Below are 13,430 nucleotides of genomic sequence, written 5' to 3' on the forward strand. Positions count from 1 at the left end.
GGCCAGAACAAATTGTAGGTGTGAAATGTGACAGCGTCGGCCTTCTGCGCGCCGGGGAGCCGGGGAGCCGGCGAGCCGGCCGAAGCCAATGGGCGCCATATTGAGAATCAATTAAATAAAAACTCCGAACGGTCGATAACAAGTTCAGCCGCTTCCCTTTTGCGGTTGGACTAAACATGCAGAGCTCATACAACCTTTGGCTGGTCACCATCTCATTCGTCGTCGCGACGCTGGCGTCGTACACGGCGCTCGACTTGACCGGCCGCATTTTCCTGCTGGCATCGGCGCGGCTGCGGCACGTCTGGCGGCTGGGCGGCGCCGCGGCGCTGGGCGTCGGCATCTGGTCGATGCACTTCATCGCGATGCTCGCCTTTTCGCTGCCGATTCCGCTCGGCTACGACTTCGCGACGACCGCCGCGTCGCTCGGACTCGCGATCGGCGCCTCCTATCTGGCGCTGTTCGTCACGACCCGTCAGCGGCTCACGGCGGGCCGCCTGCTGGCGGGCGGCGTGCTGATGGGCTTCGGCATTGCCGGCATGCACTACACCGGCATGGCGGCCTTGCAGATGGCGCCAGGCATCCACTACCAGCCGGGGTGGTTCGCGGCCTCGCTCGCGATCGCGATCGGCGCGTCGACCGCCGCGCTGTGGATGGCCCGCGCGCTCAGCAACGACGACGCGCGCCACGTCGTGCGCAAGCGTCTGGGCGCGGCGCTGGTGATGGGCGTGGCGATCAGCGGCATGCATTACACCGCCATGGCCGCCGCGGACTTTATGCCGGGCGCCATCTGCGGCGCGGCCAAAGGCGTGAACGCCACATGGCTCGCGACCTCCGTGACCCTGCTCACCTTTGCCGTTCTGACGGTCACGCTGATGCTGTCGCGTTTCGATGCGCGCAACGCCTTTCTGATCGGCGCGGTGTCCAGGCTGAACGGCCAGATCGTGCGGCTCGCCACGCTCGACACCCTGACCGGACTGCCGAACCGCAGCACGCTGACCGACCGCATGGAGCGCGCGATCCTCAGCGCGCGGCGGCAGCGCACGCTGTTCGCGATCCTTTTCATGGACCTCGACGGCTTCAAGACCATCAACGATTCGCTCGGCCACTCGATCGGCGATCAGGTTCTGACGGCGTTCGCGCAGCGCCTGCTGCAATGTGTACGCGAGACCGACACCGTCGCGCGGCTGGGCGGCGACGAATTCGTGGTGCTGGCCGAAAACCTCGGTTCGCGCGAAGACGCCAGCGCGCTCGCGGAAGGCGTGCTCGAGCGCATGCGCCTCGGCGTGTGGACCGACTCGCAACCGCTGCAGGTCATGCCGAGCATCGGCATCGCCCTCTATCCGCACGACGGCGACACCGTCGAGACGCTGTTGAAGCACGCCGACGCGGCCATGTACGAGGCCAAACGCGCGGGCCGCAGCACCTACCGCTTCTTCGAACGCAGCATGAACGAGGCCGCCACGCGCACGCTGCAGATTCAGAACGCGTTGCACGACGCGCTCGCCGCCGGCCATTTCTCGCTGCACTTCCAGCCCAAGTTTCACGGCAGCGGCAACTCGCTGGCGGGCGCCGAAGCACTGATCCGTTTGCATCACCCGCAACTCGGCGCGCTGACGCCGCTCGAGTTCATTCCGATCGCCGAGCGCTCCGGGCAGATCGTGCAGATCGGCTACTGGGTCGTGCGCGAGACCTGCCGGCAGATTCGCCAATGGGTCTCGCAGGGCTTGCCGTCGATGAAAGTGGCAATCAACCTGTCGCCGCGCCAGTTGCTGCAGCCGAACCTCGTCGCGAGCATGCTCGAGATCGTCGAGGCCGAAGGCGTGGCCTGCGAGCAGATCATGTTCGAGATCACCGAAACCGTGGCAATGCAGGACGCGCCCAAGACCATCGAAATGATCCGCGAATTCCAGGCGAGCGGCTTCGAGATCGCGATCGACGACTTCGGCACCGGCTATTCGAGCCTCGCCTATCTGCAGCGTTTTCGCGTCAAGCAACTGAAGATCGACCGCTTCTTTACCAATGGCCTCGACGCGCACGGCCCGGAAGGCAGCGCGATCGTGTCGGCGATCATCGCGCTTGCGCACTCGCTGGAAATGGATGTGGTGGCCGAGGGCGTCGAAACCGAATCGCAACTCGACATGCTCAGGACGATGATGTGCGACGAGATGCAGGGTTTCCTGCTCGGCAAGCCGCTCAGCGCCGACGACTTTGCCAACCTGCTGCGGGAAAAAATGATGGCCGCGTGAACCTGACGATAGTCTGAAGCGCGCCGCGCGGCACGGCCATACGGTTGGCCGCGCCACGGCCGGCGCTGGATCTCGTTTTAAGACCAAACAATAACAGGCAAGTCAGGTGTTGGAGACTTCATGAAATTCGATGTAGCGACGTTTACTTCGTTGTGGTTGGTCACGTTTTTGTGCTGCGCCTTGCTCACGACCGCGCTGTCGCGCATGTTCACGCGCGTGAGCGCGTTCCGCTTCTGGGCGGTCGGTTTCTATCTGCTGGCCGCGTCCTCCGCCTGCTTCACCCTGCATCTCACCTGGCGTCACGACGTGCTGCTGATCGCCACCGCGACGCTCGCGCTGCAAAGCCGCACGCTGATCTGGGCCGGGACACGCGAGCTGTTCGGCGCGACGGCGCCGTGGCGCGCTGGCTTGGCCGTTACCGCCGTGTTCTGCACGCTTTATGCCGGCGCGCTGATCTTCAAGGTGCCGACCGTGTTGCGCGCGATCCTGCTCGCGCTGTTTTTTCTGCCGGTTCGCGCCGCCACGCTGTATGAAGTGTGCCGCCGGCGCCGTCCGCACCTCGGGCCCGCCCGCCTGATCGCGATGATCGGCGGCACGATCGTTACGCTCAACACGTTCGTGCCGCTCGTGCTCGTGCTGCTCGACCGTACTAATCTGTCGCTGCTGCTCGGCAATCCGCAGACCACGTCGGCGCTGTACGCCGTGGTGTTCGCGGGCGACCTGCTGCTGGCGAGCGGCCTGATCGTGCTGGCTTTCAAACTGCAGATCGTCGAGCGGGACATGCTCGCCACGCTCGAACGCGGCGCCCTGGAACGTCTCGCCGCGAACCGGGAATTGCGCGCGCAAGGCAATGGGCGTGCCGTGCCCGGCGACCTGCTCGGCCACGACACGTCGACGCCTCGCCAGTCGCTGCCGGGAACGGTCTGATTCGCCGGCTGGGCGCGGCGGCACCTAACCGGCCTTGCGCTCGTCGAAGGCGCTGTCGGCCACCGACACCAGATGCGGCGTCGCCGCCTGCGCCGCGTCGCGCTTGGTGAGCTTGCCGTCCACCGAGGCGCCGCAATCCATCCGCAACTGCTGATAGTAGATGTTGCCGGTCACATGCGCATTGCTCTGCAACTCGACGAAGTGATCGGCAATCACGTCGCCGACGATCCGGCCGTTGATCACGACGTCGTAGCCGTGCACGTTGCCTTCGATCGAGCCACGGTCGCTCAGGACCAGCAGCGTCTGGCCGCCCGGCTCGCCGCTGACGTTGCCCGTCACGTGGCCGTCCATGCGCAGGCCGTCGCTGAACTGCAGGTCACCGGTGATTCGCACGTCGTGCGCGATCAGGGTGGCGAGCTTGGTCTGCTGGATGCCCGCGGTTTTCTTCTTGTTGAACATTCTGGTTTTCCTGGAAATGAAAAGGGTCGTCGGGTGATGGTGGGCGTGGCGACGAGCCTGGGAGCGGCTGGTTTGCTTTGCTTGCTTTGCGGCTTGCGGCTTGCGGCTTGCGGTTCGCCTATTTCACCCGCTTAGCGGCGCGGCGCCTCGGCGGATGCCGACGTCCGGCCCTTGCTCTGGCCACGCAGAAACTGCAATTCCGCGTTGAGCCGCGCGACCTCGGCCGCGGCGCTGTCCGCCGCTTTCTGCACCGCGCCGCGCGCCGCCGTCTCTTGCGCCAGCGCGAGCCGCGTACGGGTCAACTCGCTCTGCTTCGTCGCTTCGTCGACGGGCGCTGGACTGCACTGCTCCGCCGGCATGCCGGCGTGCCTCGCGTGCCAGGCCGTGAGCGCCGCCGCGCCCGCGCAGGCGCACAGGACGCACACCACGGCCCACACCGTCACGCGAAACATCAGCGAGCGCGCGGGCCGAAGCGTGTAGGCGCGGTGGGTCAGACTGGCCGCGTCGCGCGGAAAGCGCCGCTCAACCATGAGTCGTCGGCGCAAAGAGCGCGAGGTAGGCCACCGGATTGACCGGCGCGCCGTCGACGAGGACTTCGAAATGCAGATGCGGACCGGTGGAACGGCCAGTCGAGCCGACATCGGCGATGTATTGCCGCGGCAGCACCAGATCGCCGACATGCACGACGATCCGCGACGCATGGCCGTAGCGAGTCATGAGCCCGTTGCCGTGATCGATTTCAACCGCGTTGCCATAGCCCGATTTCTCGCCGGCGAAGACCACGCGCCCGCCCGCCGCCGCCAGAATCGGCGTGCCGGTTTTAGCGACCAGATCGAGCCCCGGATGGAAGCTCAACCGATGCGTGAACGGATCGGTCCGATTGCCGAACGGCGACCCGAAGCGCGCGCCGTCGGCGGGCATGCGGCCCGGAAAGGCGGCGTACGCGACGGCGTGATCGGCGGTCTGCTGTTCGAGCGCCGAGAGGGTCGCGGCAAGGCAATCCAGTTGCTGGCCGGTGCGTTCGGCATCGGCATGCCGGCCCAGCGACGGCGCGAGGTCGCTACAGCGGCGCGGCGGCAAGGCGGGGCCGCCCTCGCCGTCGGTGGCGGAGGTGTCGGTATCGGACGCCGCTGACGCCGCACCCGGTGCGGCGGGTGCCGCTGATGCGCGCGGCGCGGGCCGCGGCGTGTTCAGGCGCGCCTCGAAATCGCGCAAGTCGCCGACCTGCGCCGTGAGTCGCGCGATGCGCGGTTCGATCTGCGCCACCGACGCGTTCAGCTGGCCGAGTTGGTCGATTGCATAGTCGTGCTCGACGCGGACCGCCGCCTGATCGCCGGCCCCGTGGCGCGCGCACCAGTGCGTACCGATCGCGACGCCCGCGGCAAGCGCCAGCACGGCCGTGACGCCGGCCGCGCTCAGCGCGAGCGTCAGCGCGGTACGGCGCGTGACGAAGCCGACCGAGCCGCTGGCAAGCTGACTGCCGGCGCGAAACACGGAAGCCATCAGCGGCTCCTCGCGCGTGCCAGGCCCGCGACGCGCGCCCGGCGGCTTGCGGCACGACGCACGGTCGAAACTGGCGACGCGTTGAGCGCGCCGGCCGTGCGACGCGTGCCGGGCGATTGCAAACAGGACAGAAAATCAGCGAACGGGGCTAACTGCATACGGCATCGACCGGCTACGCGCCGGTCGCGTTAATGACAGAGGGCGCCGATTATCACCTGGCATCACGAAGCATCATCTCAAATACGGGACGATAGGACGATGTGTCACGCGCGGCGCGAATGCCGGGCACCTACGCCGCCGTTACGCCATGAGCGCCTCGCTCAGACCAATACTTCGGTCTCCTGCGACTCGCTCCGTTCCCGTTCGGCCAGCGCTTCGAGCCGCTCGATCAGCGCACCGCTGGCGCGCGTCATCGGCATGCGCAGTTCGTCGCGTATCAGGCCTTGCGCGGCCAGCAACGCCTTGACCGGGGCAGGATTCGGTTCGACGAACAGCGCCTGGATCAGCGGCGCGAGCGCGTGGAAAATGCGCCGGCCGTCGGCGAGCCGCCCCGCCGCAAGCGCGCGATACAGCTCGACGAAGCGCTCGGGCCGCACATGCGCGGACGCCGCGATCGCCCCGCTGCCGCCCAGGCACAAGGTGTTGAAAATATTGATGTCCTCGCCGGCAAGCACCTGCAAGCGAGCGTCGCGGATCAGCGCGAGCGTGGTGTCGAGCGAACCGGCGCAGTCCTTCACCGCCTGAATCCGCGGATGCGCGGCGAGCTTGAGCAGCGTGTCGAGTTCGAGCCGCACTCCCGTTCGATACGGAATGTCGTACAGCACGACCGGCTTCTCGCTGGCATCGGCCAGCACCATGAAGTGCGCGACGATGCCCGCCTGCGAAGGCCGGATGTAATACGGCGCGGCCATCAGCACGCCGGCAAGCGGCAGCGCATTCAGTTGCCCGATGCGCTCGCGCATGCTCGCCGTGTGATTGCCCGACACGCCGGCCACCACCGGCAGCGCCCGCCCATCCCGCGCGAGATGGGCGGCGGAGTGCGCTTCGTCGAGAATCGTCGCGAGCACGGCGTCCTGTTCGGCGGCGTCGAGCGCGGCGGGTTCGCCGGTCGTGCCGAGCGCGACCAGCCCGGCGATGCCCGCGCCGGTATAGCGGCGCACTAGCGCGCGCAGGGCGGCATGATCGACGGCGCCGTCGGCGAACGGCGTGATGAGCGGAACCCAGATACCCGAAAAAATAGACATGTCTTTACCTCGACGACGACCGTATCGATTCCGTCAGGCGGTGCGAGGGAGGAAAGACAGGAAAGTGCCCAGGCGGGCGTTGACCGGCTGTTCCGTCGCAACATCTGACGGAACAGCGAGCTCCGGTCAGATGAGCGGCTGTTTTTTGGCTTTGGCGCCGGCGTTCAAACCCCACGCGCGTGCGGCAACCCCGTTCGCGTGAGCGAGACGTGCGGAGGTCGACGGGCGGAGTCTGAGCGTAGGGCCGGAATGCATGAGACGCAGTGTAACCGCGGCCGGCGCGGCCTGGCAAAGTCCATCGCGAAATTGCTTGACTTCTGCCGCAGGAAAACTAATATACGCACCGCGTACATCAGCCCGCCATTCCCTCTTCCGACAGGTGCCCCATGAGCGTCCCGCAACAAGCCTTCCTACGCGATGCGATGCGTCGCCTGAACATGACGCGCGACACATTCGCGAGCCGCATCGGCGTGTCGCGCCGGGCGCTCGACACGTGGCTCCTGCCGGACGACTCGCAGGAATCGCGGGCCATGCCGGAGATCGTCGAGCGCTTCGTGTCGGAAATCGTGGTGCACGGCGAGCCCGGGGAAAAATATACGCAAAGCGTAGACTCGCAGTCGCTTGCCAGCCAGATGCTGTTCGAGGGCAAGCCGCAGCTGCTCTCGGTGGATCAGTTCTCGCGCGACTCGGTGGAAGCGCTGTTTCGCGTGGCCGACATCATGCAGCCGATCGCCCGGCGCCGCAAAATCTCCCGCGTGCTGGAAGGCGCGGTGCTCGGCAATCTGTTCTTCGAGGCCAGCACGCGCACCCGCGTGAGCTTCGGCGCGGCGTTCTGCCGGCTGGGCGGCTCCGTTTGCGATACCACCGGCTTCACGTTTTCGTCGATGGCCAAGGGCGAGTCGATCTACGACACCAGCCGCGTGATGAGCGGCTACGTGGACGCGCTGGTGATCCGCCATCCGGAGCAAGGCTCGGTGGCCGAATTCGCGCGCGCCACCAACGTGCCGGTGATCAACGGCGGCGACGGTCCGGGCGAGCACCCGAGCCAGGCGCTGCTCGACCTGTACACGATTCAGCGCGAGTTCTCGCGCCTGGGCAAGATCGTCGACGGCGCGCATATCGCGCTGGTCGGCGACCTCAAATACGGGCGCACCGTGCACTCGCTGGTCAAGCTGCTGGCGCTGCACCGCGGCATCAAGTTCACGCTGATCTCGCCGCCCATGCTCGAAATGCCGAGCTATATCATCGAGCAGATCTCGCGTAACGATAACGTGATCGAGCAGACCACCGATCTGACTAACGGACTTCGCGGCGCCGACGTGGTGTACGCCACGCGCATCCAGAAAGAGCGCTTCACGGACGAATCGTTCGAAGGCTACACGCCGGATTTCCAGATCAATCAGGCGCTGGTGGACAGCGTGTGCGGCGCCGATACGCTGATCATGCACCCGCTGCCGCGCGACAGCCGGCCCGGCGCGAACGATCTGAGCGTGGACCTGAATCACGATTCACGGCTGGCGATTTTCCGGCAAACCGACAACGGCATTCCGGTGCGGATGGCGATTTTCGCGGTGCTGCTGGGCGTCGAGAAACTGGTCCAGCATTCCATGCGCGATGCGGCATGGCGCCCGCCCGCCTACCTCGGCCCGGACGATGCGGTGTTTCACGGCATCGATTGATGAATCATTGGGCGGCTCGTGAAACCGCCCAATGCGCAGAGCACAGCCTCATCAAGCCGCCGCGCTTGCCGCCATGGCGCCGTTGCGCTTGAATGCCCCGGCGAAAAACAGCACCTGGTACTGCACCGCGTTGGCCCAGTACTTCCAGGTGTGGCCGCCGGGCCGCTCGGCGTAATCGTGCGGCACGCCGAGTTCAACCAGGCGCTCATGCAGCGTCCGGTTCGACTGCACCAGCGAGTCGTTCACCCCGCAGTCGATTGTGAGCGCGATATGCGCATTGCCGAAACTGCGCGCATTTTCGACGATCGCCTCGTTGTTCCAGAAGTCGGCATGCCGCATCGGATCGCCGAATACCTGGTCGATGCCGGGCTCATCCTCGCAGCCGCGCGGATCCACCGCGCCGCTGATGCTGCCCGCGGCGCCGAATTCGTCCGGCCGGTCGAGCGCGATATGCAAGGCGCCGAAACCGCCCATGCTCAAGCCGGTAATCGCGCGCCCCTGACGTGTCGAGATCGTGCGGAAATGCGCGTCGACGTAACTCACCACCTCCGTGCCCACATAGGTTTCGTAACGGCTGTGCGGATCGACCGGACTGTCGATGTACCAGCTTTCGTGGCCGCCGTCGGGCATCACGAGGATCACGTGATAACGGTCGGCCAACTTGCCGATCTGCGAATTCGTGGTCCAGTCGGTGTAGTCGCCGCCCGAACCGTGCAGCAGATAGACGACGGGAAAGCGGTCGGCCGCCTTGCCGGGCGCATATTGATCGGGCAGCACGACGGTCGCTTCGAGCGACTTGTGCATGGCCGCGCTCGGAATGGCGACGACCCGCGACTGAAACGCCCAGGCAGGCGCCGTAAAAAGCAGCGTCAGAATGAGCCAGAAAGCACGAGCTTTATTCATGGTTTGTCGCTCTTCCCTTTCCAGAAGTCCGAAGAAACTGTCCGGCATACAGCGGCAAAATTCTGTCGACGACTCTAGCAATGGCGACTTACAACCAAATTTCAGCGAAACATACGATCTCGTCAGCTTGGCGCGGCGGCAAGAGGCGCGCCTTCCTGTATGAAGGACCTACTACGCGCGCCCCGTCAGGACCTTATCCGACGTGCGCCGCAAACCCGACCTTTTCCGGCTCGATATCGGCCCGCAAGGTCAATTCCGGAATCGTGTAGGCGCCGCTGTTCTGAGGCCGGAACGGAATCGGCTCGGTGGTCCAGAGATCGTCCAGACGTTGCCCGAGTGCATCACGCACTTCCGGGTAGTTCGTTTCGTCGATGCGGCTCGTGCGGTAGATCACGAACGGCGGAAGCACATCGAAGCCGGGGTAATACAGAATGCCGTGCTGAATCGGGAACAGCACGTCGTCTATCGGACCATTGATGCCGCGCGCACTGTAGTGCGATTCCCAGCCGCCCGTCGTGACCATCAGCATCGCGCGCTTGCCGGCGAGTTTGCCTTCGCCGTAACGTTCGCCCCAGCGCACATCGGAATGCTCGCCGACGCCGTATGCAAAGCCGTACGCATACACGCGCTCGACCCAGCCTTTGAGGATGGCCGGCATGGTGAACCACCAGAGCGGAAACTGCAGGATCACGGCATCCGCCCACATCAGTTTTTCCTGTTCGAGTTCGATGTCCTTGCTCTGCAGCCCGTTCTCGAACGCATGCTTCGAGTCGAGCGCGGGGTCGAAGCGTTCACCGGGTTGTTTGGCGAGGCTGTCGTGTGCATCGAGCGAGGCCTTCCACTTCATTGCGTACAGGTCGGATACCTGAACGGTGTGTCCGGCATCTTCGAGACGCCGAATCGCAAAGTCCCTGAGCGACCCATTCAACGATCGGGGTTCCGGGTGCGCATAAACAAGAAGAACGTTCATCACAAGGCCTTCATGGCTAAAAGAAACCAAAGATAGACCTCGCTTCGGTATATTGGAAATGAATTGCCAATATGTCAGGTATAGCCATGAATAATCTCAGGAGGCTCGACCTCAACCTGCTCGTCACGCTCGACGTGCTGCTGTCGGAGCACAACGTTACGCGCGCGGCCGAGCGGCTGAACTTCTCGCAACCGTCGGTCAGCGTGCATCTGACCAAGCTGCGCGAGGTCCTCGGCGACCCGCTGTTGCTGCCCGGACCGCGCGGCATGCGGCCCACCGCGCGCGCCGAGGCGTTGCGCGAACCCTTGCGCGAAGCGCTCGAGGCACTCGAACGTGCAGTGGCGCCGGCACGCCCTTTCGATCCCGCCGAGGCAACGCAAAGCTGGCGCATTGCCGCGACCGACTATGTCGAATCGACGATCATCCTGCCCGCGCTGGCCGGCTTGCGCGCGGCGGCGCCGGGCACGCGCCTCGCGGTGGTCGAACTGGTTCCGCCGCGTCTTGCGCGGCAAGCGGAACAGGGGGAGATCGATCTGGGATTTCACACCAGCGAAGGCGCGCCCGAAGGCTTGCGCCACCGGCTGCTGTTCGCCGAGCGCTATGTTCTGGTGGGCCGCGCGGGCCATCCGCGCCTGAAGCGCCGGCCGACGCTCGCGCAGTTCTGCAAACTGGAGCACGTGATCGTGTCGCCGGACGGCGGCGGTTTTACCGGCGTAACCGACGAAGTGCTCGCGAAAGCCGGACTGACACGCCGGGTCGTGCTGTCGGTGCCGCACTTTCTGTTCATGTTGTCGGCGCTCGCGAACACCGATCTGGTCGGCATGCTGCCCGAGCGACTGGTACGCGACAACAGTGCGCTGCGCGTGGTCGAGCCGCCGCTGGATGTGCCGGGCTACGAGATCGCGATGCTCTGGCACGAGCGCTCGCATCGCGATCCGGCGCATCAATGGCTGCGCGAGACCATCGCTGATTCGGTGTGAAGTCTGCGTGACTCACACGAAGAACAAGTCGCCGAGCCACGCATCACACCATCACGCTTTTCCGCTGGCACCGCCAATCGCATCCAGTTCCGCGCACACCTCGGCGGACAGTTTCAATTGCGACGCCTGCAGGTTTTCACGCAGATGACCCACGCTCGACGTGCCCGGAATCAGCAGAATGTTAGGTGCCCGCTGCAACAGCCAGGCGAGCGCCACTTGCATCGGCGTGGCGCCGAGTGTTTGTGCAATCTCCGACAGCGCCGACGACTGAATCGGCGTGAACCCGCCCAGCGGAAAAAACGGCACGTATGCAATGCCCTTCCCGGCGAGTTGATCGATCAATACGTCGTCCTCGCGATGAACCAGGTTGTAGTGGTTCTGCACGCAGACGATCTCCGCAATGCGCCGCGCCTCCTCGATCTGCGTCGCCGTCACGTTGCTCAAGCCGATGTGGCGCACGAGTCCACGCTGCTGCAGTTCGGCCAGCGCCGTGACCTGCTTTTCGATCGACCCTTCGGCAGGCGCGTGAATGTCGCCCATGGCCCGCATGTTGACGACTTCGAGCGCGTCGAGACCGAGATTGCGCAGGTTGTCGTGCACGCCGCGCTCGATGTCGGCCGGTTCGAACGCCGGCAGCCACGCGCCGTCGCTGCCGCGCACCGCGCCCACCTTGGTGACGATCACGAGGTCGCCGGGATAAGGATGCAGTGCTTCGCGGATCAACTGGTTGGTAATGTGCGGCCCGTAAAAATCGCTCGTATCGATGTGATTGACGCCCGACGCCACCGCTTCGCGCAGCACCGCGAGCGCCGCGTCGCGATCTTTCGGCGGGCCGAATACGCCGGGGCCGGCCAGTTGCATGGCGCCGTAGCCCATGCGGCGCACGGGGTGGCCGGCGAGCGGAAAGGTATCCGTGGTGTTGAGATTCGACATTGACGCGCTCCTTGGTGGGTGTTGAACGCAAGTATGACCGCGGTTGCGCTGTTGAATAAAGCCGTCTAACGTGTACGGGTTGTTCAACATTTTGCACAATCGCCATGGAATTGAACGATCTGGCTGCCTTCGTCTCAGTCGCCCGCGCGGGCGGCTTTCGCGACGCGGCGCGCATCAGCGGCGTGTCGGCGTCGAGTTTGAGCATCGCCGTGCGCCGCCTCGAGGCAAAGCTCGGCTTGCGCCTGCTGAACCGCACCACGCGCAGCCTGGCGCCGACCGAGGCCGGCTTGCGGCTTATCGAGAAGCTGACGCCGCTCTTCAGCGAAATGGAAGCGGCGCTGGACGTGCTGAACGTGTTCCGGGACAAACCGGCCGGCACGCTCAAGCTCAACGTGCCGTCGAGCGCCGCGCGCATCGTCTTGCCGGGCATCGTCGCCGCGTTCCTGAAGACATATCCCGACATCCGCGTCGAGGTTGTGGTCGAGGATGGTTTCGTCGACGTGCTGTCGGTCGGCTGCGACGCCGGCATTCGCTATGACGAGCGGCTCGAGCAGGACATGATCGCGATTCCGATCGGGCCGCGCGTGCAACGCTTCGCCACGGCCGCGGCGCCGGACTATCTCGACACGCACGGACGTCCCGATCATCCCAGCGAGTTGCTTTCGCACGCGTGCCTGCGCGGCCAGTTCGCCGGCGGCGCCATGCCGATCTGGTATTTCGAGCGCGACGGCGAAGTGTTGCAGCTGAATCCATCGGGGCCGCTGCTGGTGCGGCCGGGCGCGGCGATCGATCTCGCGGTCAGCGCGGCCGTGGCAGGCGTAGGTGTCATTCACCTGTTCGAAGACATGCTGCGCCCGCATCTCGACAGCGGCGCGCTGGAGCCGATTCTGGAGCCGTGGTGGCAGCGGTTTTCAGGCCCGTTTCTTTACTATCCCGGGCGTCGTCATTTGCCGGCGCCGTTGCGCGCGTTCGTCGATTTTCTGAAGGCGATCAATTCTGACTGATGCAGCGACGCGAAACGCGCAGGGCAATCTTGCCGGTCGCTGAACAAAGAATCCGCGCGGCTCGGAAGAAATTGCCCGTTGCACTGCGAGTCGTTAGTAGCTAATGCCGTTGCTTGCACAACTGCGCGACCGTCGTTAGAAAAAGTTTCGCGCCCACCGGCTTTCTCAGGCAGACATCCCAATTCTTGTCCGCGCCTTCGATTGGCGGAACAGCGGTGTGCAGGAGAATCGGCACGTCAGCGAGCGCCGGCATCGCTTTCAGCCGACGGCACAATTCGGCGCCGTCCATGAGCGGCATCATCCAGTCGGTGACGATCAAGGTGGGCACACGGGCCACGGCCCGCGCAACCGCCTCCACGCCGTTGCTCGCGCAACCAACTTCGTAGCCTTCGCTCTCGAGTATCAGGCGCCACGCCGCGAGGATTTCCGGCTCGTCGTCCACTAGCAAGATTGAGTGCATCAGGGGCCGCCGGGTTGAACGTTCTGGTAGACGTTGCTGTTACGTTTCGTCAGCCACGCAAGGGATGTTCCACTCTTTGCAGTTCCGGCGATAATGATCGCGAATAATCGTCCGCCCCAAGC

The 13,430-nt window shown here is 65.1% G+C and carries 13 protein-coding genes; 5 read left to right on the forward strand and 8 right to left on the reverse strand.

What is annotated here, in order from left to right; genetic code table 11:
• Positions 1–176: 176 nt before the first annotated feature.
• Together PQR54_RS27560 and PQR54_RS27565 are read left to right on the forward strand one after the other, a co-directional pair.
• Positions 177–2,246: a putative bifunctional diguanylate cyclase/phosphodiesterase gene (locus PQR54_RS27560; protein ID WP_408251233.1), complete on the forward strand. Its 2,070-nt coding sequence runs from the start codon at positions 177–179 to the stop codon at positions 2,244–2,246.
• Positions 2,247–2,366: 120 nt separating this feature from the next.
• Positions 2,367–3,173, forward strand: a complete 807-nt coding sequence (locus PQR54_RS27565; RefSeq protein ID WP_408251235.1) for a hypothetical protein — start codon at positions 2,367–2,369, stop codon at positions 3,171–3,173.
• A gap of 24 nt (positions 3,174–3,197) precedes the next feature.
• Here the strand turns inward: PQR54_RS27565 and PQR54_RS27570 are convergent, their stop codons facing one another.
• The 4 genes from PQR54_RS27570 to dapA all read right to left on the reverse strand — a co-directional run bounded on the left by PQR54_RS27570 (position 3,198) and on the right by dapA (position 6,379).
• Positions 3,198–3,632 carry a bactofilin family protein gene (locus PQR54_RS27570; RefSeq protein ID WP_106304767.1) on the reverse strand — a complete coding sequence of 145 codons (435 nt, stop codon included), beginning with the start codon at positions 3,630–3,632 and terminating at the stop codon, positions 3,198–3,200.
• Positions 3,633–3,763: 131 nt separating this feature from the next.
• The gene (locus PQR54_RS27575; protein WP_408251237.1) at positions 3,764–4,162 is read right to left on the reverse strand and encodes a hypothetical protein; all 399 of its coding nucleotides are present in this window, start codon (positions 4,160–4,162) and stop codon (positions 3,764–3,766) included.
• On the reverse strand, positions 4,155–5,135 hold the full coding sequence (locus PQR54_RS27580) for a M23 family metallopeptidase (protein WP_408251239.1): 981 nt from the start codon (positions 5,133–5,135) through the stop codon (positions 4,155–4,157). The genes PQR54_RS27575 and PQR54_RS27580 overlap by 8 nt, the downstream gene beginning before the upstream one ends.
• A 320-nt stretch (positions 5,136–5,455) precedes the next feature.
• Positions 5,456–6,379 (reverse strand): 4-hydroxy-tetrahydrodipicolinate synthase, encoded by a 924-nt coding sequence (dapA, locus tag PQR54_RS27585; protein ID WP_408251241.1) that lies wholly within the window; start codon positions 6,377–6,379, stop codon positions 5,456–5,458.
• A 386-nt stretch (positions 6,380–6,765) separates the two neighbouring features.
• Between dapA and PQR54_RS27590 the strand changes: the two genes are divergently transcribed.
• Positions 6,766–8,058 (forward strand): aspartate carbamoyltransferase, encoded by a 1,293-nt coding sequence (locus tag PQR54_RS27590; RefSeq protein ID WP_408251243.1) that lies wholly within the window; start codon positions 6,766–6,768, stop codon positions 8,056–8,058.
• Between the two features lie 51 nt (positions 8,059–8,109).
• On the opposite strand, the gene PQR54_RS27595 is transcribed toward PQR54_RS27590, so the two are convergent.
• Entirely contained in the window at positions 8,110–8,961 is an 852-nt protein-coding gene (locus PQR54_RS27595) for an alpha/beta hydrolase (RefSeq protein ID WP_408251245.1), read from the reverse strand.
• A 193-nt stretch (positions 8,962–9,154) separates the two neighbouring features.
• Entirely contained in the window at positions 9,155–9,931 is a 777-nt protein-coding gene (locus PQR54_RS27600; RefSeq protein ID WP_408251247.1) for an NAD(P)H-dependent oxidoreductase, read from the reverse strand.
• Between the two features lie 71 nt (positions 9,932–10,002).
• Here PQR54_RS27600 and PQR54_RS27605 point away from each other — a divergent pair, with 71 nt between their 5' ends.
• Positions 10,003–10,911, forward strand: a complete 909-nt coding sequence (locus PQR54_RS27605; protein WP_408251249.1) for a LysR family transcriptional regulator — start codon at positions 10,003–10,005, stop codon at positions 10,909–10,911.
• Between the two features lie 51 nt (positions 10,912–10,962).
• On the opposite strand, the gene PQR54_RS27610 is transcribed toward PQR54_RS27605, so the two are convergent.
• Complete coding sequence (locus tag PQR54_RS27610) at positions 10,963–11,844, reverse strand: aldo/keto reductase family oxidoreductase (protein ID WP_408251251.1); 882 nt, start codon at positions 11,842–11,844, stop codon at positions 10,963–10,965.
• A gap of 104 nt (positions 11,845–11,948) precedes the next feature.
• Between PQR54_RS27610 and PQR54_RS27615 the strand changes: the two genes are divergently transcribed.
• Positions 11,949–12,848, forward strand: coding sequence for a LysR family transcriptional regulator (locus PQR54_RS27615; protein ID WP_408251253.1), 900 nt, complete (start codon positions 11,949–11,951; stop codon positions 12,846–12,848).
• Between the two features lie 100 nt (positions 12,849–12,948).
• Here PQR54_RS27615 and PQR54_RS27620 read toward each other — a convergent pair whose 3' ends face one another.
• Positions 12,949–13,308 carry a response regulator gene (locus PQR54_RS27620; protein ID WP_408251255.1) on the reverse strand — a complete coding sequence of 120 codons (360 nt, stop codon included), beginning with the start codon at positions 13,306–13,308 and terminating at the stop codon, positions 12,949–12,951.
• Positions 13,309–13,430 lie beyond the last annotated feature (122 nt).

It is taken from the genome of Paraburkholderia phytofirmans (assembly GCF_046028095.1).
Taxonomy (GTDB): domain Bacteria; phylum Pseudomonadota; class Gammaproteobacteria; order Burkholderiales; family Burkholderiaceae; genus Paraburkholderia; species Paraburkholderia phytofirmans_A.